Source organism: Sphingobacterium sp. G1-14 (assembly GCF_002196555.1).
GTDB classification, from domain to species: domain Bacteria; phylum Bacteroidota; class Bacteroidia; order Sphingobacteriales; family Sphingobacteriaceae; genus Sphingobacterium; species Sphingobacterium siyangense.
Genome location: NZ_CP021381.1, coordinates 5,112,327 through 5,136,996, shown reverse-complemented (window position 1 = coordinate 5,136,996; position 24,670 = coordinate 5,112,327). Strand labels below are relative to the sequence as shown.

The following is a 24,670-nucleotide window of genomic DNA, read 5'->3' as shown; positions in this document are numbered from 1 at the left end:
AAAATATTGTTATTAATTATCGAACGTTATGATTGCATCAAGAATTTAAATCGTCCAATATTCTTAAGTGCAATACCAGTTCCTCTTACGACAGCACGTAATGGATCTTCGGCAATATGTACTGGAAGTTTAGTTTTCGCTTGTATACGACGGTCCAAACCGCGCAATAACGCACCACCACCGGTAAGATAAATACCTGTTTGATAAATATCCGCTGATAATTCTGGTGGAGTGATTTCAAGTGCTTTTAAGATCGCCTCTTCAATTTTTGAAATGGACTTATCTAGACAATGTGCTATTTCGGTGTAAGAAACAGTAATTTGCTTAGGAACACCTGTCATCAAATCACGGCCTTGAACAGCGAAATCTGCCGGTGGTTCCTGCAACTCTGGTAGAGCAGCACCCACTTCAATTTTGATTTTTTCAGCCGTACGTTCACCGATCATGATGTTATGTTGTCTTCTGATGTATTGAACGATGTCAGAGTCGAAGTTATCACCAGCAACACGAATGGACTGGTCACATACAATACCCGATAAAGCGATGACAGCAATTTCAGTGGTACCACCACCGATATCGATAATCATATTACCCATTGGTTCTTCCACATCAATTCCGATTCCTACAGCAGCAGCCATGGGTTCGTGAATTAAATAGACTTCTTTGGCACCCGCAATTTCTGCTGAATCGCGGACAGCTCTTTTCTCTACTTCCGTAATACCGGAAGGAATACAAACAACCATACGTAGGGAAGGGAAAAACCAGCTCTTACCATTGTTTACCAATTTTACCATACCTCTGATAAGGTGTTCAGCTGCCGTAAAATCAGCGATTACTCCATCACGTAAAGGACGTACTGTCTTTATATTGTCGTGTGTTTTACCCTCCATTTGCATGGCCTGGCGACCAATGGCGATCACTTTGTTTGTGGTGCGGTCAAATGCAACAATAGAAGGTTCATCCACTACTACTTTGTCATTATGAATTATTAGGGTATTTGCAGTACCCAAGTCAATCGCAACTTCTTGCGTAAACCAATTAAATAAGCCCATCTGCTAATCCTTAAGCTATTTTAAAATAATATGCAAACCTACACAAAAAAAATTAATCTTTTTGAGGTTATACATCAAAAAAAAACTACATTCTGAAAGTAAATTCTATCTGGAAAAAACTGTCTTTAAATTTAACGAATATAATCTGTAATTCTTACGTCCCAGGTGAAGTTATTTTTAATTGGATACGGTGTTAAAAAAGAATTAAGCCGGTGTTTTTGAAATCATTGACCGCGAGAAGAAAGAATCCAATCGGGAAAAGGTGGTTTTGACAACTATCTGGAGAGGGCTGTTGTTTCGAAGTGTTTCTACAGTCTGTTATTACATGTTTTTAGCGAGTGGATTAAACAGGTAAAATAGGGGGAAAAAAACAGCGCCATTATCGTTTGGGATAATGGCGCTGTCGGGGTATTGAAATAGTTTATCTAAACTCCAATTGAAAGTTATTGGGCTGTTTCAGCCTGTTGTTCTTCCGGAGTCGGCTCATCATATTTGTGGAAGATCAAACGCACACCACTGTTTTTGGTGAAAAATTTGACCGACCAGTTTACGAATGTGATCAATTTATTTCTGAATCCATAGATGGACATCAAGTGGACAAACATCCAGGTCATCCAGCCAAAGAATCCATTGAAATGGATTTTTCCCATGTCAACGACAGCTTTATTACGACCTACCGTAGCCATGGATCCTTTGTCGAAATAGTTGAATTTCTCTGTTGGTTGATTGGACATTGTTTGAAGAATGTGTTTGGCAACATATGCCCCCTGCTGTTGCGCTACCGGTGCAACACCAGGTAAGCCGCGAGGAAGGTCATCTGTGATAAATGCCGAAACATCACCAATGGCATAAACACCTGGCATATCGATAACACGACATTGATCGTCTGTCTGTATACGGTTACCACGTTGGATAATCTCCTTTTTGAAACCATTTGGATATTGACCAGCTACACCTGCTCCCCAGATAACCGTTTTTGTTTCAATGCTTCTGCCATCGGCGAAAGTAATTGAATTGCCATCATATCCTGTTACCTGAACATTCAATAATACTTCTACACCTAAATCTTTGAGGTACTTTTCTGAATCTTTAGAAGATTTTTCAGATAAGTTAGCCAACACTTTTGGAAGTCCTTCAACCAGGTAAACCGACATCTCAGATTTTTTCAATTCTGGATAATCCTTCTCAAGAACATTGTTTTTGATCTCTGCGATTGCCCCCGAAAGTTCTACACCTGTTGGACCACCCCCAACAATTACAAAATTCAAATTAGCTTTACGATCAGCAGGGTTTTCTATACGTACTGCTTCTTCGAGGTTCTGTAAAACATAGCTTCGAATATTTAATGCTTCTTGTATGTTTTTCATCGGCAAAGCATATTTTGTGATTTGTTGATTGCCGAAGAAGTTCGTCGTAGCACCTGTAGCAACAATTAAATAATCATAGTCAAAATCACCAACATCTGTTCTTACAATCTTAGCCTCGTTGTCAACGCTTTTTACGTCAGCAAGTCTAAAATGAAAGTTGTCTTGGCCTTTGAACATTTTGCGGACAGGGAAGGAGATAGAGTCCGCTGAAAGAGTACCCGTGGCAACTTGGTACATCAATGGTTGAAAAGTATGAAAGTTATTTCTGTCCAGCAACAGAACTTCAACTTCCTTATTTTTAAGCTTTTTAGCAACTTCAATTCCTCCAAATCCAGCACCAATAATGATTACTCTTGGGAATTTTCTATTTGAACTATTGCTTGGCATATTTTTAATAGTTTGTTGTAAAAATTCGGTACAATCGAATTAAGCTGCAAATATCTTAAATTTTGACTCAAAAAGCTAAAAAATATTTATTTATTGTGCTGATATGTTGTGAATTTTATTGTAAAGTAGCTAATTCTTTCAATAATATGTTTTGTACTTATTTGATTTTTAGTTCTTTATGGTGGATATTGCTATCTCAAAAAAAAATCGATTAATAGTGTTATCATTGTGTATTTTATACACAATGATAACACTATTGTAGCGCGCCTTTTATCTTGATTTTCATACCGTTGTTGTTATTGTGCAGATAAAGCTGACAGGCAAGGCGGCTTTGATCATCGGCATCCGGAAGCGTGTCCAGCATGTCGAGCTCCTGATCACTCGCTGAAAGAAGCGTATCTAGGCCTTCGACAACTTCGACATGACAGGTGGCGCACAGCGCCATACCTCCACAAGTGGCCAGAATTTCATATTCGGATGCCTTTAAAATCTCCATGAGTGAAAGATTGATATCGGTGGGAACTTCCATTGTATTTTCGGTCCCATCACGATCAATAACAGTGACTTGAATTAAATTATCGTCCATGGCTAGAATGTATTTATACCGTTTACAGTGGTGTATTTGAATGTCAATTTTTGATCTGGGTAGACAAATTTAAAAGCACTCTGACACATCAGGGCAGCCTCATGGTACCCGCAAAGAATGAGTTTCAGTTTGCCTGGATAGGTGTTGATGTCTCCAATAGCATAGATCCGCTCGATATTGGTTGAGTAATCAAACGTATTGACCTCTATCGCATTTTTATCGATATTTAATCCCCAATCTGCGATTGGACCAAGCTTCGGCGTAAGACCATATAAAGGAATAAAATAGTCTGCATCTGTTGCCGTGACTTCTTTTTCTTTATTTGTTGTTTCAACATGGGACAAGTAGTCATTGCCATGAATATTGGTCAGATTGTGGGACAATAATAAGTTGATCTTACCCTGTTGGGCCAATTTGAAAACCTTCTCAGCCGAATCCGGAGCGCCTCTGAAGGAGTCACTTCGGTGGATTAAAGTGACCTGTTGCGCAATATCTGCGAGATGGAAGGTCCAATCGAGCGCGGAATCACCGCCACCTGCAATGACGATTTTTTTATCCCGGTACTTGGCTGGGTCTTTTACCATATAATCTACGCCTTTTCCTTCAAAGAGATGAAGATTCGGAATTTCGGGCTTGCGTGGTTCAAAGCAACCTAAGCCCCCGGCGATGACAATGACCTGTGTATGAACCATCGTATGATCATTGGTTTCTACAATAAAAGAACCGTCGTCCTGTTTTGTTATATGTTCCACACGCTCGCCTAAGGTGAATGTGGGGTCAAAGGGTTTAATCTGTTCAAGCTGTTTATCGATCAATTCCTGCGCAGTGATACTTGGATAACCAGGAATGTCGTAGATAGGCTTATGGGGGTAGATCTCCGAAAGTTGACCGCCCACTTGGGGTAACACATCAATCAAATGGCAGCGCATTTTTAAAAGCCCAGCTTCAAAAACTGCGAATAGGCCAACAGGTCCTGCTCCGATGATACAGATATCCGTATTTATCATAGCTATTCTATATTTAAATTGTTATATATTGTATTCAAAATTCTTGTGAAAGCTTCGAAATCTTCGTCCGCTAGATTTTCCCAGGCCTTCATACGAATCTCCGTAACAATTGGCGTAAGCGATGCTACTTTTAATTTTCCTTCTTCTGTCAAATGGAGGTATAGACTCCGACGGTCTGTTTCGTCAGTGATCCGCTCAGCCAGATTCTTTTTAAGAAGGATATCTACGATCCGTGTCAGTGTGGGCTGGTCTTTTCCGCAGCGCTTTGCCAGTTCTTTTTGTGAAAGTTGATCTGTTTCGTATAAAGCCTTTAAAACGGTCCATTGGTCTACAGTAATATCAAATCCTTTCTCGGCAAAAGAAGATTGGGCGAACTGTTTTACTTTCTTGGCTGTTTGATCCAAGATGAAGGAGTAGCGGTCAAATTTTTCGTTTAGCATACAAATATTTAGTGCAACAAATATATTTAAAATATTTAGTGTGACAAGTAATTTGAATGCAATAAAAAAGGGCGTTCATTTGAACGCCCTTTTTTATTTTATCAATATCAGCTATTATGGTCTTACGACTTCAGCTTTTTTAGCAGTATTACCTTCTGCCAAATGCTTCCCTTTACGTAAGTCATATACTGAAGGTGCAGCTAAGATAATAGATGAATATGTACCTACGATAACACCGATTAAGATCGCGAATGAGAATCCACGGATAACTTCACCACCAAAGATAAACAATACAGCAAGAACAAACACGATTGTCAATGATGTGATAATTGTTCTACTTAATGTCGAGTTGATCGCATGGTTTACGACATCGCCAAGATCTTCATTATGTGCATTTGGTTTCGATACGAATTCACGTAAACGGTCAAATACAACCACTGTATCATTCACCGAGTAAGCAATTACAGTTAATATCGCTGCTACAAAGTGTTGGTCAATATCAAGTGAGAATGGTACGATACCATCCAAGATAGAGAATAATCCCAATAAAATGATCGCATCGTGAATTGTTGCAATAGCTGCTCCAACTGAATATTCCCATTTATGGAAACGGATCAAGATGTAAGCTGCAACAATGATGATGGAGAAAATTGCTGAGCTGGTTGCTCTAGATTTGATATCGGTAGCGATACTTGGTCCAACTTTTTGAGACGAAAGAATCTCATGTTTATTGGAAGCATCTACTTTCGATAGACCTTGGTTTAATTTGTCCAATACTTCTTTATCAGCAGTGTCCGAAGTTTCTTCAATATGGTAAGTTGTTGTAATACGCAATTGATTGGCTGCACCGAATACTTTTACCTCTGTTGTTTTCTTGAAGATATCGTCCAAGTTTGTACGTACAGCTTCTAAGTCCACAGGTTTATCATAACGAACAGTATAAGTACGTCCACCTTGGAAATCCACACCTAAACTGAATCCTTTTGTGAAAATTGATGCAGCAGAAATTAACACAGCAACGATTGAAATCGCGTAAAAGATTTTACGTTTCTGCACGAATTTGAAGTTTGCGTTATGCAAAGTGTTTGCAGACCAAGGGAAAGAGACTTTGATTTTGAAATCTTTCGCCAACATCCATTCAAAGATAACACGTGTAACTAAGATCGCAGTAAACAATGAAGTAATAATACCCACCATTAACGTTGTTGCGAAACCTAAGATCGGACCACTACCAAATAAAAATAGGATAATACCAATTAAGAAGGTTGTGATCTGCGAATCCAGGATGGACGGTAAAGCATGTTTGTAACCATCAGCAACAGCCTGACGGATCGATTTTCCTAAGCCCAGTTCTTCACGGATACGTTCATAAATCAAAACGTTTGCATCGACAGCAGTACCCATTGTCAATACGATACCGGCAATACCAGGTAGGGTCAGTACAGCATTTAAGGATGCCAATACCCCCATAATGATAAATACGTTTAACAATACCGCGATGTTTGCTACGATACCCGCCGTATTGTAGTAAGCGATCATAAAGATCATTACCACGATAATACCGATAACAGCAGAATTTACACCGGCATCGATGGCAGCCTGACCCAAAGTAGGACCCACAACAGCTTCTTCAACGATTTTAGCCGTTGTAGGAAGACGACCTGCCTTCAATACGTTCGCCAAATCTTTGGTATCTTCTACCGTAAAGGATCCAGATATTGATGAGCTACCATTTGGAATTTCACCGTTTACAGAAGGAGCAGAATAAACTACATTATCAAGAACGATAGCAATCGCATCTCTGTTTTGAGCTGCTTTTGCTGTAATTTTCTTCCATTGATGAGCACCTTCACTGTTCATTTGCATACCAACCACAGGTTGATTTTTCTCATCAAAGTTTGCTGTTGCGTCAGTGATCACATCACCCGTCAATACAGCACCATTGTCCTGTCCAGACCCTTTAATGGCGTATAATGATAGTTGCTCAGGTGTTTTTTGCTCTGGTTTAACAGACCATAAAAGCTTTAAGTTTCCAGGAAGTATTGATTTCACCTCAGGACGTTGCAAGTAAGCATTTACTTTTGCCGTATCTTTTAATGAAGCAATACCGACCATTGAACCTGGCATAAGTGCCATTTGTTGGTTTTCGCCCATGTAAACAGCTGGACGTAATACTTCAAATAATGGATTTTTCTGACCTAGATTTACAGCAGCACTGTCTTTCTTAGCATCTTTTTTACCACCGGTTAGATTAGACAATAAATCATCTGATTTTTTGCTTGTATCTGCAGCAGCATTTGTCGTAGCAGCTGGAGCAGCTTTTAACGTTGATGCTAAAGTTTTGTCGATATTTTCCAGTATTGGATAAACTTCCTGGTTTGTATATGTTTCGTAGAATTCCAATTTAGCTGAACCTTGTAATAGGTTACGAACACGGCTTTCATCTTTCACACCAGGTAATTCGATCAAAATACGGTTTGTACCTTGTTGAATTTGAATGTTTGGAGATGCAACGCCAAATTTATCGATACGTGTACGAAGTACTTTGTATGAGTTTTGGATGGCATTGTCTGCTTCTTTTTGAAGGAATGATTCAACTTTGGAGTCTGAATCACCAGGTTTAATTAGAGCAGCGTTATCTTTTGTTGAAAAGAATGTCGAAAGCGGAGTTGTAGCACCGATGGATTTGTATTCTTCCATAAATAAAGCAACGACTGTTTTTGCACTCGTTTTGCTTTTTGCTACTGCTTGCTCCAACGCTTTGTTGAATTTCTCATCTTTTGGATTATTCGCCAAATTGCGGATCAATTCGTCCAATGAGATTTCCATGGTCACGTTCATACCACCTTTCAAATCCAATCCCAAAGCGAGTTCATTTGCTTTGGCTTCCCGATAGGTGTATTTTGCAAAACCTAAATTGTACACTACTTCACCGGCCATTGAGTCGAGATAGCTCTTCTCTTTCGCCAAGTCTCCTTTGGCAAAATTCTCAGCATCTCGCTCCACATTGCGGGTCACCCAAGTAAATGATAGGGAGTATAGACACGCTAATGACACCACTATCACTAAAAGTTTAATCAGCCCTTTACCTTGCATCGTCTGTTATAATTGTATTAATTTTAATGTTAAATACTGTTTATGTAATTGATAATTAGTTCTCGTTAAATCACATTTTACCAAGAATGGCAAAGGTATAAAATTTTTGTAGAATGAAAAGTTTTATTTACGCCAATCAGGTCAACGGCATAAAAATAGGAGAATTGAGCAAAAAAAGAAATATTTATTGATTTTATTTATAAAAAAAGGCCCTGCTCAAAATAGAGAAGGACCTTTTACTGTTTAGTTGTTTATCTTATCTCAATGTGTATTTGATACCGAATGAGAATGTAGATGCGTCAAAATCAGAACCATGATTTAACGTCCAGTTTGGTTTCCAATCGGCATGAAGACCGATAGGAGCCGATGGAATTTTAAACTCAAGACCCAACTGCGGTCTCAACCCTACATACGTAATGTTATCTCCAGCGTCAACAAATGTCAATTGTGCACCAACACCAGCATACCAGCCTAATCCAGGAGCTCCACGGAACGGTCTAGCATGTTGCCAGTCAGCCCCTACAGCAACGACGTGGTCATCAAACATTACCTGCGCTTGACCATTGTTTGCGCCACCCATAGATTGTTTGTATTGAACCCCCCAGAGGTCTCCAATTGATCCGTCGAAAACTACACCGATTGCAGCGCGTTGCGGAGACTGAGCTTTCGCTTCCTGTGCGCCAAATGCTAATGCTGCAACGGCAGCTAATGAGAGTAATGTCTTTTTCATAATTATCTTATCTTTATATTTTCATTAATTAAAATAACTTTTCGTGTTACCAAAAGCAAATAGCCTGCCAAAAAATGATAAAGGCTGGGACGTACCCGAACTGAATGCTTAATTCATCACGTTTCTAATTTGTCTTCCGATTGTAATTTGTATCTTTTATTTTTTATTATTGCTTATTTTTCTTAAATTTGCCTGGCAAATAGAAAACCCAATACATATTTGCCATGCAATTAGATCCACAAAAATTCGTAGCAGAAGGTCTCACTTACGACGACGTCTTATTAATTCCAGCTTATTCTGAAATTTTACCCCGTGACGTTGATACGAGCACTTCGCTAACAAAAAAAATCAAATTAAATATTCCATTGGTTTCTGCAGCAATGGATACGGTAACCGGTGCTGATTTGGCGATTGCGATTGCTCAAGCTGGCGGTATTGGTATGTTACATAAGAACATGACGATTGCAGAACAAGCTGCTGAAGTACGCAAAGTAAAACGTTCGGAGAGCGGAATGATTCAGGATCCAGTAACGTTATTGGCAACAGCAACTGTGGGTGATGCCTTCAATATTATGAAGGAGCACAAAATCGGTGGAATTCCTGTTGTGAACGAAAAAGGCCAATTGGTTGGTATTGTAACGAATCGTGATCTTCGTTTCCAAAAAGATATGAGTCGTCCAATCAACGAATTGATGACCAAGGAAAATCTTGTTGTTGCTCCCGAAGGAACGGATTTGGTGAAAGCGGAAGAGATTCTTCAAAACGAAAAAATCGAAAAACTTCCTGTAGTTAATGAAGAAGGTATTTTGAAAGGCTTGATTACCTTTAAAGATATCCAAAAATATAAACATTATCCCAATGCTGCCAAAGATAGCCATGGCCGTTTATTGGTTGGTGCGGCAGTAGGTGTTACACCAGATACCCTTGACCGCGTTGAGGCTTTGGTGAAAGCAGGTGTGGATGTGGTTACAATCGATACGGCACACGGGCATTCTAAAGGTGTAATCGATAAGTTGAAATTGGTGAAATCGCAGTTCCCTGAGCTACAGGTAATCGTTGGAAATATTGCGACCGGTGCAGCAGCAACAGCTTTGGCTGAAGCAGGTGCAGATGCCGTAAAAGTAGGTATCGGACCGGGCTCAATTTGTACAACCCGTATTATTGCTGGTGTTGGTGTTCCTCAGCTTTATGCTGTATATGAAGTTGCCAAAGCACTTAAAGGAACTGGCGTGCCATTGATCGCAGATGGTGGTATCAAACAAACCGGTGATATTGCAAAAGCAATTGCAGCCGGGGCAAGTACAATTATGGCTGGCTCTTTATTCGCTGGTGTGGAAGAAGCTCCGGGTGAAACAATTATCTATGAGGGACGTAAGTTTAAATCTTACCGCGGTATGGGCTCAATTGAAGCCATGGAAAAAGGATCTAAAGATCGTTATTTCCAAGACGTAGAAGATGATATCAAAAAATTGGTTCCTGAAGGTATCGTTGGGCGTGTTCCTTACAAAGGTACATTGGCTGAGGTCGTTTATCAATATATTGGCGGATTACGCGCTTCTATGGGATACTGTGGTGCTGCAACAATTGAAAAATTACAGGAAGCACAATTTGTCCGTATTACAGGAGCAGGGTTGAGAGAGTCCCATCCACATAATATTTCCATTACGAAGGAAGCACCAAATTATAACAGCAGAGGCTAGATGTTGCTTGGATGATATAAAAACCGATAATCTTGATTATCGGTTTTTTTTGTGTAAAAATATTAGCAAGATAGCCCCAGTGATCAATAGGAAATTTGTACTTTTATACCCTATTCTCAGGTTTTAAAATTTAAGGAGTTAATTTGGATTATTTAGCGGGTTTAAACCCTTCACAACGAGGAGCCGTAGAGCAAACAGAAGGTCCTGTGATGATTGTTGCGGGAGCTGGTTCAGGAAAAACACGGGTAATTACCTATCGTGTAGCACACTTGATTCGAAAAGGTGTTGATCCATTCAATATCTTGGTATTAACATTTACCAACAAGGCCGCCAAAGAGATGCGCGCACGTATCGTTTCTGTTGTTGGAAGCGAAGCGAAAAATATTTGGATGGGAACATTCCACTCGGTATTCGCAAAGATACTCCGTGTCGAAGCAGAATTGATCGGTTATCCCAGAAACTTTACCATCTACGATACGGACGATACCAAAAGTTTGTTGCGTGCCATTTTAAAGGAAATGAATCTCGATGATAAGCTGTATAATGTCAATCATGTGTATGGACGTATCTCACAGGCAAAAAACAACTTGATCTCACCGCAGGAATATAATAAGAATGAAGCCATACTGGCCGAAGATATTTCCAATGGTCGTGGTCAATTGGGGCAGATTTATATGACCTATGCACAACGCTGTTACCGTGCTGGAGCAATGGATTTTGATGACCTCTTGTTTAAAACAAATGTCTTGTTAAACAAGCATCCAGAGGTATTGCATAAATATCAGCATCAATTTCGCTATCTGATGGTCGATGAGTACCAGGATACCAACTTCTCCCAATACCTTATTGTCAAACGCCTGGCAGCAGTCAACGAAAATATCTGCGTGGTTGGGGATGATGCACAATCGATCTATGCATTTCGTGGTGCAAATATTCAGAATATCCTGAATTTCCAAAAGGATTATCCAGATGTGAAGATCTTTAAACTGGAGCAGAATTATCGATCGACTAAGATGATCGTGAATGCGGCCAATTCGGTGATTGCGAATAATCAGAATCAATTGGAAAAAAATGTTTTCTCGGATAATGAAGAGGGCGAAAAGATCAAGGTTTCACGTGCTTTCTCTGACAATGAGGAAGGTAAGATCGTTGCTGACCAGATCATTGAAGAGAAATCGTTAAAAGGACTTAATTATAAAGATTTTGCTATTCTGTATCGTACCAACGCCCAATCCAGGGCAATGGAGGAGGCCTTACGCAAAATTAATATCCCCTATAAAATATACGGGGGTACTTCTTTCTATCAACGGAAAGAAATTAAAGATCTGATCGCGTATTTCAGACTTACCTTCAACCCAAATGATGAGGAAGCACTAAAGCGTGTTATCAATTATCCACGTAGAGGGATCGGGGATACGACGATAGAGAAGATCATGATCGCTGCAGATCAGAATCAATACCGTATATGGGATGTTGTTGCAAATGCAGCCCAGTTTCTAGACGGACGTAGTGCAACTTCCGTCGGTGGTTTTGCACAGATGATACAGAGTTTTCAGGCTCTTGCCAAAAACAATAACGCATTTGATACGGCAATGCATATTGCGCAGCACTGTGGTATTCTGAAAGAATTGTATGAAGACAAATCGGTAGAGGGGTTGGCGCGTTACGAAAATATCCAGGAACTCCTCAATGGTATCAAGGAATTTTCGGAACGGGAAGATATCGAAGAGCGTGGACTTGATGTCTATATGCAGGATATCGCGCTGTTGACAAACGACGATAATGATAAAGATCCAAATGCTGATACTGTATCATTGATGACCATTCACTCTTCCAAAGGATTGGAATTTCCGATTGTTTTCATTGTAGGCTTAGAAGAAAACCTATTTCCTTCCCAGTTGTCGTTGAATTCCAGGTCGGAATTGGAAGAGGAACGAAGACTTTTTTATGTCGCTGTTACGAGAGCTGAAAAAAAATTACTACTTTCGTATGCTACTTCGCGATATCGTTGGGGAACGCTGAATAACTGCGAACCCAGTCGCTTCTTGGATGAATTGAATCCGGCATGTCTTGCATTGGATTTTAAACCACGACAAACTTCTGCCTCAGCCGGAAGTTTTCAAGGCGAACGAATTGCATGGCAACAAAAGGATAGTGATGATACGTTTTCTAAACCTAAGCCTAAGCCGATGGTTAAAACGACATCAATACTACCGAAAGCCCACAAACCTACTGCGGGTTTTGCTCCTTCAGATACATCAAATCTTCAAGTCGGCATGGAAGTTGAACATGAACGTTTTGGATTTGGGAAAGTAGTTAATCTCGAAGGAAACAAAGGAGATATAAAAGCAACTATTTTCTTTAAAGAGTTGGGACAGAAACAATTGTTGCTTAAATTTGCAAAACTTAGAATAATTCAATAATAAAATACCAAAACGGCATCTTGATCGTTTAATTAGGTACTTATATTAGCTATATGAACTTTGACTACAACAGCACTAGACCAAAATTGATCCTTGCAGAATATGGTCGCAATGTGCAAAATATGGTAGATTACATCTGTACTTTACCCACAAAGGAAGAAAGAAATAAACATGCGCAGATTGTAATCGATATGATGGGGGTATTGAACCCACATTTGAGAGACGTGTCTGATTTTAAACATAAACTGTGGGATCACCTACAGATTATCTCTGATTTTAAATTGGATATTGACTCACCTTATCCAATTGCTACAGCGAAAAGTGTGAAACACGAAGTTGAGCATTTGGGCTATCCGCAGCATTCCATTAGATTCAAGCACTATGGTTTTACCGTAGAGAAAATGATTGAAAAGGCTTTATTGGCTAATGACGAGGCTAAAAGAGAGCAGATGGTTATCGGTATCGCCAATTTTATGAAAATGGCTTACCTGACCTGGAATAAGGATTCTGTTTCGGATGAGTTGATCATCCAGGATCTCAAAGAGTTGTCAGGTTATCAATTGACCTTACCAGAAGGTACCGTATTGACCAAACTTGACTTTAAAACTCCGCCTCCGGGAAATCGCGTTAAAGGTCCGGCTAACAGTAACTCAGGCGGAAATAATAACAATAACAATAATAATAATTCCGGTCACCAGTCGAAAGGTGGAGGCAAGCCTCGTATGACAAGTAACAACAACAATAATACGAAGCGCAATAACTACGGAAGCAATAACAACAGCTACAGTAGGGATAACAATAACAACAGCTACGGTAGGGACAACAATAACAACAATAACAGAAACAGAAAGCCGCAGGGTAATTATAATAATAAACGAGGCTAGTTCTTAAAGATTTTGTTTAAAGAAGCAGGCAATTGCGAAGTGATTAACAGATTTCTTTACAATTGCCTTCTTTTTTTAAGAATCGCGCTGTTTTATAAAAAAACAAGGTTCTTTGGTCTCCGATCCCTGTATGTTAGGCGGAAGGCTAAATATCCCAAGGCTAATACAAGAACCGGGATAAGATACTAAGAAGATATCACTTATATATAAATGAACGCATTTGAAATAATCGGTGGAAAACCGTTAAAGGGAGAGATTATTCCTCAAGGAGCAAAAAATGAGGCCTTACAGATCCTTTCTGCAGTTTTACTGACAGAAGAACCTATGACCATCAGTAATATCCCAGATATTAAGGATGTCAATAAGTTGATCGATCTATTGGCTGCTTTAGGTGTTAAAATTGATCGCATAGATAAGGACACATACGTTTTTGAAGCTAAAGATATAAATATAGACTATTTCCAGTCACCTGAATTTAAAGAAAAAGGTGGTGGATTGCGTGGCTCTATCATGATTGTCGGTCCTTTGTTGGCTCGATTCGGAAAAGCCGCTATTCCGAAACCGGGGGGTGATAAAATCGGACGTAGACGATTAGATACCCACTTTTTGGGTTTTGAAAAATTGGGTGCTAAGTTTGTGTACGATGCGACTACCCATTTTTTTAACGTTGATGCAACGGAGTTAAAAGGAAGTTATATCCTTTTGGACGAAGCTTCTGTAACGGGTACGGCGAATATCGTGATGGCTGCTGTATTGGCAAAAGGGACAACAACGATATACAACGCTGCTTGTGAGCCTTATTTACAACAACTATGTAAGATGTTGAATCGCATGGGGGCTAAAATATCCGGTATTGGATCTAATTTGTTGACCATCGAAGGAGTAGAGCGTCTGGGGGGAACTTCACACCGCATGTTGCCTGATATGATTGAAATAGGTTCTTTCATCGGCCTTGCAGCAATGACAGGTTCAGAAATCACCATTAAAGATGTCTGTTTCGAAGAACTTGGCGTTATTCCATCTGTATTTTCGCGCTTAGGCATCAAGTTTGAATTACGCGGTGATGATATTTTTATTCCGGCGCAAGAATCGTATGAAATCGATACATTTATCGATGGATCTATCCTGACGATTTCAGATGCACCTTGGCCAGGTTTTACGCCCGATTTATTAAGTATAGTACTTGTTGTGGCGACTCAGGCAAAAGGAAACGTATTGATCCACCAAAAAATGTTCGAGAGCCGTTTGTTCTTCGTGGACAAATTGATCGATATGGGGGCTCAGATTATCTTGTGCGATCCGCACCGCGCAACCGTTATTGGACTGAATAAATCACACCACCTGAGAGGTATTGAGATGACTTCGCCAGATATTCGTGCCGGGGTTTCTTTATTGATTGCAGCCCTATCTGCTAAAGGAAAATCTGTGATCCACAATATCGAACAGATTGAACGTGGCTATCAAGATATCGAAGAACGCTTGCGTAAATTAGGAGCCGATATTAAACGTATCGATGCCGAACCAAAAGGTCATTAATTAAAGAGAATAGCCTATGTGCTAGTGTAAGATAAAAAAAGCTCCGGATATAAATTCTGGGGCTTTTTTTGTGATATCTGCGTCAAATAAGGTAAATTTGTCTATACTACATTTAAACAGCTATAGATATGAAAAAATATCTAAAAAAGTACGCCTTAGTTTTCCCATTATTAGGCATAGTACTTCTTTTTCACAATTGTCAATCCTCTACACCTAAAGAGGTTAAGCTACATGAAGAATCAAATACAACAACGGATATCCGCTCTTCTAAACGGATCAATGCTGCGGTAATCGTACAAAAAGTTACTTTTCCCAATATGCCTTTTGCTGAACTAATCAGGTTGATGAATCTGACCAAAGATAGTTCACCTGCTGCATTGTGGAAGGCAATATCCACGCTACCCCAGGCGGAACAAATGAAGAAAGATAGCTTTGATATTGAAAATCCCCTGCAGCGTATGGAGCTGATGCTTGCCCCTTTACGTAAGATGGAAATTAAATTTGATCAACAACAAGCGAAATCTGATGCTGCGGGCCTGACGTACCGCCTGGAAAATTATGTGAATTATAGCAAAGGTTCAGGCGAGGCTTTTTTAGCAAATAGTGGCAACGAGACTATCAATGTAGGACTGAACTATCCAGAAGGGAAACTTAATGGATTGGCGAAAGTGCAGATACGAATAAATCCCAAAGAGTATATGATCGATAAGACCGGGAAAACAAAAGTAATTGCCGGAATTACCTGTCAGCAGGCCATTTACAATAAAATTGATGCAATGGATAAAACGCTCCCTAAATTTGTCGTTTGGAAGAGTCCACGGATCCCGAAAGGAATCAATCTGCTGCACCCTTATGTGTTTGATGAAAACGAAGGGATTCTTGAAATTGATGCCTATCTCAATGAAGATGAAAATTCCCTATTGCGCTTTACAACCACAGCTGTCGTCGAAAAGCAATTTGAACCCAAAGAATTTGAAGTTACAAAAGCACATGCTAAACTTGACGGGGCCAAAGATCAAAACAGCATCGAAAAAAATGTACTTGATGTCGTGTTTCATTAGAAAACACCATAAAAAAGGAGTTGATCACATGATCAACTCCTTTTTTATTTGGGATATATGTAAAAGTTTACATTAAAGGAGCAGGTGCTTCTTCTTCAAATAAAGGGAATTCCTTGATAATGTTATACCATGTGATAACCTTTTTAATATCCGAAGAATAAACACGTGATTCATCATGGCCAGGAGCTACTTCACGGAAGAAATCTCTTAATGTTGCGCCATCAGATTTTGTATCTGGCAGAGCGATGCCTTTCTCTTTGATTGTTTCAAAAATATTCAATAGACGAATTTCTTCTTCTTCACCATAGATGGTGATATCTTCCAAAGTCGCCATTTTTGTAGAAGATAAACTTACTACAGTTTTAATTTTTGCCTGATCAAGGGTTTCTAAAATAAAACCACCTTTATTTTGTCCAACCAATTTGAACAATCCTGGTTTACCAGTTACGGATACTAATGCTCTTAAATTCATTTTAATACTATTTAAATCTCCAAGAATTAATCTTCGATAACTTCAATTGATAAAATACGGTCACCTTGTCTGATATCGTCAACAATGTCTACGTTTTCGATAACTTTTCCAAAACAAGTATGGTTACGATCTAAGTGAGCAGTGTTGTTACGGCTATGACAGATGAAAAATTGAGAACCACCAGTATTACGGCCTGCATGAGCCATAGACAATACACCTCTATCGTGGTATTGGTTTTCGCCTGTTAATTCACAGTCAATTTTATAACCAGGGCCACCCGTTCCAGGGATTCCTGCAGCTCCTTCACGTGAATTTGGACATCCACCTTGGATAACGAAATCAGGGATCACACGGTGAAATGCCAATCCATCATAATATCCTGATTTAGCAAGTTTGATAAAATTGGCTACTGTATTTGGAGCATCAGCTGTGTAGAACTCCACAGTCATGTCGCCTTTTTCTGTTTTAATAATCGCTTTACTCATATTCAAAAATTTTTATGAAATACAAAGATAACGTTTCAGAGTGAAATGTGAAGTAAATCCCGATTGCCAATTTTTTTTAATTGATAGATTGTGTATTTCTCAGGATATTAAGTAACAGTATTTTTGTATATTTATGTACGCTAGCCAATTATAATTAACTGTAGATGTCAAATCCGTACAAACTAGTCATTCGGGAGTGGGCAGAGGCCGATCGTCCGAGAGAGAAACTATTGAGCCAGGGCCGTAGGGCGCTTACCGACGCCGAATTACTGGCTATTTTAATCGGGTCTGGTTCCAAAAATGAAAGTGCTGTTGAATTATGCCGGCGCATATTGGCCGATGTCAATAACAACCTGCAGACGCTTTCGATGATGGAGGTTTCAGAACTGAGCATGTATAAAGGGATAGGCGAGGCAAAAGCCATCGCTATTCTTGCCGCATTGGAGCTCGCACGCCGGAAAAACGACCTGCCCGTAGAAGAGCGTAAGCTCGTAAATAGCAGCCGCTTCGTTTACAACTTTATGAAACCCATACTTCAGGATCTGCCCCATGAAGAGTTTTGGACTCTGTATCTCAATACGGGGTATAAAATATTAGACAAACAACTGATCGGACGCGGCGGTAATGATTTTACGCCAGTCGATGTCCGGATTATATTACGATCTGCACTTAGCCTTAAAGCACATGCAATTATATTAGTTCATAATCACCCCTCGGGCACCTTGTATCCAAGCAATGCTGACAAAATTCTGACGCAAAAAATTGTTGAAGCCTCTAAAATTATGGATATTAGAGTTGCCGATCATTTAATCTTTACCGATAACGGATATTATAGTTTTAAAGATGAGGGTATAATCGACTAGTTACAGCAATTCTTAGTATGAACAAAAACAGTATTGATAGATTCACAGACAGGGTTGTCGATTACGAGAAATTTAGACCATGTTACCCAAAAGAGATTATTCAGGTGCTTAAAGAACAAATAGGGCTGGATAAAAAATGGTTGGTTGCCGATATCGGTAGTGGTACAGGGCTATCTACGCAACTTTTTCTCGAAAATGGGAATGACGTTTTTGCTGTTGAACCCAATCGGGAAATGCGTGAATCTTTACTGCATCATTTTAAAACCTATCGGAATTTAATCGCGCTGAATGCGACTGCCGAAGATACATCTATTGAGTCTGGATGCGTAGATCTCATTTTTGCAGGGCAATCGTTTCATTGGTTTGACCGGGAAGCATGTAAGAGGGAGTTCGCTCGCATTCTCACAGAAAATGGACGTATTGTACTGGTCTGGAACCAGCGTGATCCCGGCGACGCTTTTCAACAGGAGTACGAAGATTTTCTGCTCAGTCATATACCAAGTTATCAATCTGTCAGCCACAAAAATATCAGTGATGATGATCTCAAACAATTTTTTGGATCACGTTCAATGACCAAGGTAACCTTACCAAATCAACAGATATTGGACCTTCGGTCGTTTTTGGGAAGAGTACGTTCATCATCCTATTTTCCCAAAGAGCAGGCTGAAAACAAAACGCTCTATGACGATCTCCGTACACTTTTCGATAAGTACGCAATCTCTGAGCGTATCGTATTCAAGTATATAACCGAAATTTATATCAGTTAACTAAGAAATAGGAATTTGCAAAGCTTCTTTCGTTGCATTTTTTCTCTTCCAGTCGAAAACTCTTCGTATAGGCGAAGAATGAAAAGGGAAGATTAAGATGAATAACGTTAGGATTACCCCAATAATAAATAGCCCGGAGTAGGCGTCGCGTATGGATAGTAGCGAGGCTTGGACTTGGACCGATTTCATTATATTTCCTCTTTGTAGCACCAAGCTATTTGTTCGATCGATTATACCAGCAAGATTATTGGCATTAAGGATCTGTAGGTGGTAATACCAATTAGTAATGATGTTTGACCAGACTACAGGCACCAAAAATGAACGTGTAAGAATCAAAAATACTAAGCCAGAGAGGTAATATTTGCTGGGAATGTTACCGGCCATATATACGCCTATTCCAATGTAGGAAGTGATCACGCCCATTCCTCTTAATGTCAAAGGGAGATAGAACAAAGCCGTGTTTGTTTGTTGGTCGATAATCCTTGCAAAGAAAAAGCAAGATAGGGCATAACACGCTGCGGAGAATGCCAAAATGAACTTGCATTTTTTTGTTATTTTGAAATAAATATAAGCGATTACTGCGCCGATCATATAACCAGGAATTACATAGGTATTTATTTCGGCGACTTCCAAGGGGTTTGTACCAAGCGTAATTCCCAAAAGGGAGGAGTACAGCGAGGTCGAGCTATAAAAAATGCCGAAAATAAAAATTATTCCAATGGAGATAGGCAGAATCCGTGTTGAAAAGGCTTCAAAATTTAAGAGTGATTTTCGGATTAGTACACTTCTATTTATAAAAAGTATAAAAAAACAGAGCGATGCGATTCCGGTGACCAAAATAAACCTGGAATGAAACCAATTTTGTGTCAGACCATATGTGCTGAAATAGGCAAAATTCAATAATGAAATACAAAGTAAAATACTTCCAAACCAGTCATATTGATACAGCGGTACCTTTTTAAAATCTGACGATTTCATAAAGATGATGCAGATTAACAACGCTACTGCAAGTAGTATATTTTGAAATAAAAAGACAGTTTCCCAATAGAAACGTGTTGCAAATAGAACAGATATATAACTTGCCAAGGCAGGAATGATCATTGTCATGGGGTAGTAGACTGCATATAATTGATACCGTTCTCCACGTGGCATGAGAAAAGGGATCATTTCCCCAATGATAGCCATCGTGACAATAATCTTGGCACTCCCAATAAAAAATGTGGCCATACAGATGTTAACACCATTATTAGCATGTTCCAAAACCGCATTGGAAGCGAGGATAATGAAGATAGATACAATTAATATCGTCTTTTTGGAAAATAATTTCAACAACCTAAATACCAGTGGTATGGCACATACCATTCCCGCATAATAACAATATGTAGCCATACTCAGATCTGCGGTGATACCGGCGTATCCATTCATGACATACGTGTTAATGGATGTTGGGATTCCATTATTGAACGAAAATAAAATATTGAGTACAAACAGAAAGAACAATTCCCAACCTGAACTCAACCAATCTCTGAATATACGATCTTTCATGATTATTTAATACGTATGATAGCATTCATACCTACGCGAAGCATGGCGAGATCTTTTGGGGTATTGGATGCTGTAAAATTAATTCTAACCGGAATGCGCTGTTGTACCTTAACAAAGTTCCCCGTAGAATTGTCAACCGGAACAGCAGAATACTTAGATCCTGTTGCTTCGGATATGGCGGCTACTTCACCTTCAAATGTCTTCCCGGCCAATGCATCAATTTCAATGTTGACTTTTGCCCCGAGGGCAATATTTTTTAGTTGACTTTCGGTATAATTTGCGGTAATCCATTTCTGCTCATCACGTACAATATTGACCAATGGCGTACCGTTTTGCACCAATTGGCCCTCTTCTATCGTCCGCCGTCCCAATACACCGTCGTACGGTGCAGTGATAACCGTATACGAAAGGTTTAACTTGGCTAGATCAATCGCAGATTCGGCCTTTAGTAAGGAGGCATCATTGATTGACAGCTTCTGTTCAGACTCATGTGTGTTAAGTTTCGATACACGCTCTTGCGCCAAAAGTGCCTTATATTTGGCTAACATGGCCTCATAATCTGCTTTTACCTGATCGAATTGATATTGCGTTACTGCTTCATCTTTCACGAGACTCTGGTAACGCCTATAATTCAATTCCATATTATCTAGCCGGGCTCTCATCTCATCGATATTGGCATTTGCTATCGCAGTACTGTTGCCGGCAATGGCAATTCCAGATTGCGATATTGTTTTACTTGCTTTGGCATCGGCAAGAGTGGCTTGTGCATTTTGTAATAAAATTCTGTACTCAGCATCATCAATAATGACGAGTGTATCGCCTTTGTGAACTTTTTGATGCTCATCAAATCGAATTGTTTTGATATAACCGCTGATACGCGAATTTATAGGGGTAATATGGGCATCTACCTGGGCATCATCTGTATAAACAGATTCGTTGATGTGGAAAAAGACTAAGATACCCCAGATAATTGTAACCACAATGACGACTGCAGATAGGATGTTGATGATCCATATCTTCCGCCTTCGTTTTATTTCTTTCTCACTTAATGTTGAATTGCTCATGACTCAATTACTTATCTTCTTTTTTTCTGAAAATCAAGGCTCCCGATACTATTGCTTATCAATAATTGCGGTCAATTTTTCGAGAGTTTCTGTAATTTCCAATACTTTTTTTTCTGATATCTCCTGCAGGATCACACGGTAGAGGTCTTGTTGGACAGGGTCTAATAATGTCCTATATTCGTCTCCCTTTACCGTTAATTCGATTAAATTATTTCGTCTGTCATTGGGATCGCTGACGCGTCTAACCAGATCCCGTTTACAAAGATTATCGATCAGCGGAGTGACACTTGCTTTGTTCTTCTGTATTGCTGTGGCTATATCTTGCTGATTCATTTGCTCCTTCTTCCACAGTGCTGCCAATACTTGTAACATTTCATAGGTGATATCCAATTGCTGTTCCTTTATTTTCTGGATATAGTATTGTTTTAAGCTCGTTCGCAAGGCAATGATACTATCCACTAAGGGTTTTACTGGATTCATGGATTCGTTTTTCATAGTACAAAGTTAAACATAAAACAGTTAAATATCAAACTAATTTATTTTAGTTAAAAATGTGTTAAAGATGAGTGCTTTAGAGAGAGATGGCATTTTATTTGGAAGCACTTAAACGAAAGGAAAAAAAGATATGTTAAGAGTTGAATTAATCTTCTTTAGACGTTGCCTACTGCCACTGCTGATTTTAGGAGGTGGGATAAGTGTTGTAAGGGCACAGCAAATGCATGCTTTTAATAACTTAGAAACCGATTATCATTTTATATATCGGTGGGTAGATCCATTCTTCCCTTTAAGCCCACAGGTCGATGTGATGACCTTGGACGTTGCGCCGATTGATAAAGAGCCCGAGCAGCAGGAGAAAATAAAAACGTCAACGGGAAAACAGCGTTTTACCGGCAGGGTGAGTGAGCGCGTATATGAAGGTTCGGAAGTAATCGTTAGCCCTGGAGAATCGGTTGGCAATATAACCTACAGCTCCACTAGCTCCCCCACCCGGTATCGTGTTGCCATTGATCGACGCAGTAATGAGCACTACCATGGAAAGCCCGTATTTATAGATGCAAAGGGGGTAAAATATATAATTGATTCGAAATTTAGAAAACAAGTTGTCGAATAATTCCTTGGCTAAGTTAAAAATTTGTTAAACATATTTTTTCAGGTAATTAAATCGAAATATGGCATTTGTATTGTACTTTTATTTACAATTATTTAAATAACAATTGAGTTATGAAAGCAATAAATCGTTTCAAAAAAATCACAGCTGCATTAGCTTTGATCGCTGCAGTGGGATTGGGACAATCCTATGCACAAACGGCTCCTAAAAAAATGGAAAAAGAAGCCAAAAAGTCTGAACAAAAAGCAAAAGAAGTAAAGACTAAAGCCAACGAGGCCGAAACGAAAACGAAGGCAGCGCCGGTGAAAGCTACTGCGAAGAAGGAAGCTGCTGTCAAGGAAAAGTCAGCGCAGACAAAAAAGATGGCTGATACAAAAACAGCGCCAGCAGCACCAATGGAAGCGAAGGAAAAAGCCGTGAAAAAAGAAAGTGCTAAAGCTGAAAAACAAGCCGCTGCTGTTAAAAAGGATGCCGTAGCTACAGCTGATAAAGCAACAAGTGAAAAATATAATGGACATACAGTTTATCTCGGTCCCAAAGGTGGCAAATATTATATCAACGGAAATGGTAACAAAACGTACATTTCTGACAAAAAGTAAAGAGCAGCTGAAAACGAATTATATCAAAAAAGGGGACGTCGATCTGGACTGCCCCCAAAAGATTGGACAAATTTAGTTAATTAGATTTGTAATAATGAGCTCGATATTCTGTCGGGCTCATTCCATTTAAATTTAGTTTTATCCGTTGATTATTGTAATAGGATATATAATCTTCTATTTCGCTTTTTAACTTCTCTGTTGATTCATATTGTTTTAGATAGAACAGCTCTGATTTTAAAGTTCCAAAGAAATTTTCAATTACAGCATTATCAAGGCAATTTCCTTTTCTGGACATGCTTTGAGTGATTCCGTTTTCTTTGAGCCACTGTTGATACTTCTGCATTTGATATTGCCATCCCTGATCTGAATGTAAAATCAACTGTGAGGATACTTTTGCAAAAGGAAGTGATTTTTTCAACATGTCCATTACCGCCTTGAACACCGGTCTGTCAGTAAGCTCATAACTGATAATTTCCTGATTGAACAGATCAATGATCGGGGTAAGGTAGAGCTTTCTTCCCCTGACTTTGAACTCTGTAACATCAGTAGCCCATTTTTGGGCTGGGCTGTCAGCCTTGAATTCCCTGTTAAGGATATTGGGAGCTATCTTGCCCAGGTCACCCCGGTAGGACCGGTATTTTTTCACCCTGATCAGGCTCTTCAGCTTCATTTCTCCCATCAGCCTAAGCACGGTCTTATGGTTGATACCCTCTCCATGTCGTCTGAGCATCAGTACGATACGGCGATAGCCAAAGCGCCCCTTATGGTCATGGTATATCCTGCTGATCAGGTTCCTTACCCGTTCATACCTGTCCGGTTGTCCTGATTTCCCGGAGTAATAATAAAAAGTACTCCTTGCCATTTTAACACAGCTCAACATGGTATCCAGGTCGAATTGATGCCTTAGCTCCATTATGGCTTGCGCTTGTTTTCTTCTTGAGCTAAGGCTTGGAGCTTTTTTAGCAAAGCATTTTCCGCCCGTAAATACTCTTTCTCCTGCAAAAGTTCCTCTTCACGCGTGAGTGGTTTATTCGTTTTCCTGACCTTTCGCTTGATCTGTTGGTTTGATTTCTTAGTCATAGGTTGTCTTCCTTTAGCCCGCGGCTCCAATCCTGCCGGACCAAACTCATCCAGTCTTTTCTGCCAGTTGATAATGTGGTCATCCGAGGAAAGGTCGAAGCGCACGCGAGCCTCTTTCAAAGATAAACTTTCTTCACGGATTGCGTTAAGGACTGACAACTTAAAAGACGGGCTAAAGATCCTTTTCCCTTTTCTGGGAAGAAGTCCTGCAGATCCATGATACTTATATATCCTATACCAGGTATCAAGTAACGAATAGGCGATTCCTAATTCTCTGCCAAGAGATTTTGCAGAGCGATAATGCTCATCCATCTGTTTAACACAGCTCAGCTTAAATTCAAAGCTGTGCTTCTTTTTCTTATTCATAAAAAATGCCCCCAGAAAGTGTCTAACTTTTTGGGGGCACTGCAATCGATGT

22 protein-coding genes are annotated in these 24,670 nt (G+C 39.6%); 9 read left to right on the top strand and 13 right to left on the bottom strand.

Annotated elements, in window-relative coordinates; all coding sequences use genetic code 11:
• Positions 1 to 26 precede the first annotated feature (26 nt).
• The 7 genes from CBM24_RS22135 to CBM24_RS22105 form a co-directional block, all read right to left on the bottom strand.
• Positions 27 to 1,052, bottom strand: coding sequence for a rod shape-determining protein (locus CBM24_RS22135; protein ID WP_046671815.1), 1,026 nt, complete (start codon positions 1,050 to 1,052; stop codon positions 27 to 29).
• 443 nt (positions 1,053 to 1,495) lie between these two features.
• On the bottom strand, positions 1,496 to 2,806 hold the full coding sequence (locus CBM24_RS22130; protein ID WP_088162765.1) for an NAD(P)/FAD-dependent oxidoreductase: 1,311 nt from the start codon (positions 2,804 to 2,806) through the stop codon (positions 1,496 to 1,498).
• Between the two features lie 253 nt (positions 2,807 to 3,059).
• Positions 3,060 to 3,392, bottom strand: a complete 333-nt coding sequence (locus CBM24_RS22125) for a 2Fe-2S iron-sulfur cluster-binding protein (protein WP_088162764.1) — start codon at positions 3,390 to 3,392, stop codon at positions 3,060 to 3,062.
• Positions 3,393 to 3,394: 2 nt separating this feature from the next.
• Positions 3,395 to 4,399 (bottom strand): NAD(P)/FAD-dependent oxidoreductase, encoded by a 1,005-nt coding sequence (locus CBM24_RS22120; protein WP_088162763.1) that lies wholly within the window; start codon positions 4,397 to 4,399, stop codon positions 3,395 to 3,397.
• Positions 4,400 to 4,401: 2 nt separating this feature from the next.
• Entirely contained in the window at positions 4,402 to 4,839 is a 438-nt protein-coding gene (locus CBM24_RS22115) for a MarR family winged helix-turn-helix transcriptional regulator (protein WP_075993977.1), read from the bottom strand.
• A gap of 114 nt (positions 4,840 to 4,953) precedes the next feature.
• Positions 4,954 to 7,935, bottom strand: a complete 2,982-nt coding sequence (secDF, locus tag CBM24_RS22110; protein ID WP_088162762.1) for a protein translocase subunit SecDF — start codon at positions 7,933 to 7,935, stop codon at positions 4,954 to 4,956.
• A gap of 256 nt (positions 7,936 to 8,191) precedes the next feature.
• A complete protein-coding gene (locus tag CBM24_RS22105; RefSeq protein ID WP_088162761.1) occupies positions 8,192 to 8,665 on the bottom strand; it encodes a hypothetical protein in 474 nt (157 codons plus the stop codon).
• A gap of 224 nt (positions 8,666 to 8,889) precedes the next feature.
• Here CBM24_RS22105 and guaB point away from each other — a divergent pair, with 224 nt between their 5' ends.
• The 5 genes from guaB to CBM24_RS22080 all read left to right on the top strand — a co-directional run bounded on the left by guaB (position 8,890) and on the right by CBM24_RS22080 (position 16,269).
• Entirely contained in the window at positions 8,890 to 10,365 is a 1,476-nt protein-coding gene (gene guaB / locus CBM24_RS22100; protein WP_075993975.1) for an IMP dehydrogenase, read from the top strand.
• Between the two features lie 143 nt (positions 10,366 to 10,508).
• On the top strand, positions 10,509 to 12,788 hold the full coding sequence (locus tag CBM24_RS22095; RefSeq protein WP_070565989.1) for an ATP-dependent helicase: 2,280 nt from the start codon (positions 10,509 to 10,511) through the stop codon (positions 12,786 to 12,788).
• Positions 12,789 to 12,841: 53 nt separating this feature from the next.
• A complete protein-coding gene (locus tag CBM24_RS22090; RefSeq protein WP_070565986.1) occupies positions 12,842 to 13,672 on the top strand; it encodes a DUF4290 domain-containing protein in 831 nt (276 codons plus the stop codon).
• 210 nt (positions 13,673 to 13,882) lie between these two features.
• On the top strand, positions 13,883 to 15,208 hold the full coding sequence (gene murA / locus CBM24_RS22085) for a UDP-N-acetylglucosamine 1-carboxyvinyltransferase (protein ID WP_070565984.1): 1,326 nt from the start codon (positions 13,883 to 13,885) through the stop codon (positions 15,206 to 15,208).
• A gap of 128 nt (positions 15,209 to 15,336) precedes the next feature.
• On the top strand, positions 15,337 to 16,269 hold the full coding sequence (locus CBM24_RS22080) for a hypothetical protein (protein ID WP_088162760.1): 933 nt from the start codon (positions 15,337 to 15,339) through the stop codon (positions 16,267 to 16,269).
• A gap of 67 nt (positions 16,270 to 16,336) precedes the next feature.
• On the opposite strand, the gene CBM24_RS22075 is transcribed toward CBM24_RS22080, so the two are convergent.
• A complete protein-coding gene (locus CBM24_RS22075; RefSeq protein ID WP_075993972.1) occupies positions 16,337 to 16,741 on the bottom strand; it encodes a DUF5606 domain-containing protein in 405 nt (134 codons plus the stop codon).
• 26 nt (positions 16,742 to 16,767) lie between these two features.
• Positions 16,768 to 17,226 (bottom strand): peptidylprolyl isomerase, encoded by a 459-nt coding sequence (locus CBM24_RS22070; RefSeq protein WP_046671802.1) that lies wholly within the window; start codon positions 17,224 to 17,226, stop codon positions 16,768 to 16,770.
• A gap of 164 nt (positions 17,227 to 17,390) precedes the next feature.
• Between CBM24_RS22070 and radC the strand changes: the two genes are divergently transcribed.
• Positions 17,391 to 18,089, top strand: coding sequence for a RadC family protein (gene radC, locus CBM24_RS22065; protein ID WP_088162759.1), 699 nt, complete (start codon positions 17,391 to 17,393; stop codon positions 18,087 to 18,089).
• A 17-nt stretch (positions 18,090 to 18,106) separates the two neighbouring features.
• Positions 18,107 to 18,856: a class I SAM-dependent methyltransferase gene (locus CBM24_RS22060; RefSeq protein ID WP_088162758.1), complete on the top strand. Its 750-nt coding sequence runs from the start codon at positions 18,107 to 18,109 to the stop codon at positions 18,854 to 18,856.
• Here the strand turns inward: CBM24_RS22060 and CBM24_RS22055 are convergent, their stop codons facing one another.
• The 3 genes from CBM24_RS22055 to CBM24_RS22045 are packed head-to-tail and all read right to left on the bottom strand — an operon-like array spanning position 18,857 to position 21,960.
• Positions 18,857 to 20,401: an MFS transporter gene (locus CBM24_RS22055; protein ID WP_088162757.1), complete on the bottom strand. Its 1,545-nt coding sequence runs from the start codon at positions 20,399 to 20,401 to the stop codon at positions 18,857 to 18,859.
• Between the two features lie 2 nt (positions 20,402 to 20,403).
• Positions 20,404 to 21,465 carry an HlyD family secretion protein gene (locus CBM24_RS22050; RefSeq protein WP_088162756.1) on the bottom strand — a complete coding sequence of 354 codons (1,062 nt, stop codon included), beginning with the start codon at positions 21,463 to 21,465 and terminating at the stop codon, positions 20,404 to 20,406.
• Between the two features lie 48 nt (positions 21,466 to 21,513).
• Positions 21,514 to 21,960 carry a MarR family winged helix-turn-helix transcriptional regulator gene (locus tag CBM24_RS22045; RefSeq protein ID WP_088162755.1) on the bottom strand — a complete coding sequence of 149 codons (447 nt, stop codon included), beginning with the start codon at positions 21,958 to 21,960 and terminating at the stop codon, positions 21,514 to 21,516.
• A gap of 130 nt (positions 21,961 to 22,090) precedes the next feature.
• Between CBM24_RS22045 and CBM24_RS22040 the strand changes: the two genes are divergently transcribed.
• Together CBM24_RS22040 and CBM24_RS22035 are read left to right on the top strand one after the other, a co-directional pair.
• Entirely contained in the window at positions 22,091 to 22,576 is a 486-nt protein-coding gene (locus CBM24_RS22040; protein ID WP_157698572.1) for a hypothetical protein, read from the top strand.
• A gap of 110 nt (positions 22,577 to 22,686) precedes the next feature.
• Positions 22,687 to 23,172 carry a hypothetical protein gene (locus CBM24_RS22035; RefSeq protein WP_088162753.1) on the top strand — a complete coding sequence of 162 codons (486 nt, stop codon included), beginning with the start codon at positions 22,687 to 22,689 and terminating at the stop codon, positions 23,170 to 23,172.
• A gap of 76 nt (positions 23,173 to 23,248) precedes the next feature.
• Here CBM24_RS22035 and CBM24_RS28150 read toward each other — a convergent pair.
• Positions 23,249 to 24,618 (bottom strand): IS3 family transposase gene (locus CBM24_RS28150; protein WP_410528349.1). Its coding sequence is split into 2 segments (ribosomal slippage): positions 23,249 to 24,123 and positions 24,123 to 24,618, totalling 1,371 coding nucleotides; the frame shifts between segments, so codons are not numbered across the junction.
• Positions 24,619 to 24,670: the final 52 nt, after the last annotated feature.

Coding starts and splice junctions, on each gene's coding strand:
- CBM24_RS22060 (WP_088162758.1), top strand. CDS start 18,107: ATGAACAAAAACAGTATTGATAGATTCACAGACAGGGTTGTCGATTAC.
- CBM24_RS22130 (WP_088162765.1), bottom strand. CDS start 2,806: ATGCCAAGCAATAGTTCAAATAGAAAATTCCCAAGAGTAATCATTATT.
- secDF (WP_088162762.1), bottom strand. CDS start 7,935: ATGCAAGGTAAAGGGCTGATTAAACTTTTAGTGATAGTGGTGTCATTA.
- CBM24_RS22075 (WP_075993972.1), bottom strand. CDS start 16,741: ATGAATTTAAGAGCATTAGTATCCGTAACTGGTAAACCAGGATTGTTC.
- CBM24_RS22080 (WP_088162760.1), top strand. CDS start 15,337: ATGAAAAAATATCTAAAAAAGTACGCCTTAGTTTTCCCATTATTAGGC.
- murA (WP_070565984.1), top strand. CDS start 13,883: ATGAACGCATTTGAAATAATCGGTGGAAAACCGTTAAAGGGAGAGATT.
- CBM24_RS22115 (WP_075993977.1), bottom strand. CDS start 4,839: ATGCTAAACGAAAAATTTGACCGCTACTCCTTCATCTTGGATCAAACA.
- CBM24_RS22050 (WP_088162756.1), bottom strand. CDS start 21,465: ATGAGCAATTCAACATTAAGTGAGAAAGAAATAAAACGAAGGCGGAAG.
- CBM24_RS22045 (WP_088162755.1), bottom strand. CDS start 21,960: ATGAAAAACGAATCCATGAATCCAGTAAAACCCTTAGTGGATAGTATC.
- CBM24_RS22090 (WP_070565986.1), top strand. CDS start 12,842: ATGAACTTTGACTACAACAGCACTAGACCAAAATTGATCCTTGCAGAA.
- radC (WP_088162759.1), top strand. CDS start 17,391: ATGTCAAATCCGTACAAACTAGTCATTCGGGAGTGGGCAGAGGCCGAT.
- CBM24_RS22040 (WP_157698572.1), top strand. CDS start 22,091: ATGTTAAGAGTTGAATTAATCTTCTTTAGACGTTGCCTACTGCCACTG.
- CBM24_RS22035 (WP_088162753.1), top strand. CDS start 22,687: ATGAAAGCAATAAATCGTTTCAAAAAAATCACAGCTGCATTAGCTTTG.
- CBM24_RS22055 (WP_088162757.1), bottom strand. CDS start 20,401: ATGAAAGATCGTATATTCAGAGATTGGTTGAGTTCAGGTTGGGAATTG.
- CBM24_RS22125 (WP_088162764.1), bottom strand. CDS start 3,392: ATGGACGATAATTTAATTCAAGTCACTGTTATTGATCGTGATGGGACC.
- CBM24_RS22105 (WP_088162761.1), bottom strand. CDS start 8,665: ATGAAAAAGACATTACTCTCATTAGCTGCCGTTGCAGCATTAGCATTT.
- CBM24_RS22070 (WP_046671802.1), bottom strand. CDS start 17,226: ATGAGTAAAGCGATTATTAAAACAGAAAAAGGCGACATGACTGTGGAG.
- guaB (WP_075993975.1), top strand. CDS start 8,890: ATGCAATTAGATCCACAAAAATTCGTAGCAGAAGGTCTCACTTACGAC.
- CBM24_RS22120 (WP_088162763.1), bottom strand. CDS start 4,399: ATGATAAATACGGATATCTGTATCATCGGAGCAGGACCTGTTGGCCTA.
- CBM24_RS22135 (WP_046671815.1), bottom strand. CDS start 1,052: ATGGGCTTATTTAATTGGTTTACGCAAGAAGTTGCGATTGACTTGGGT.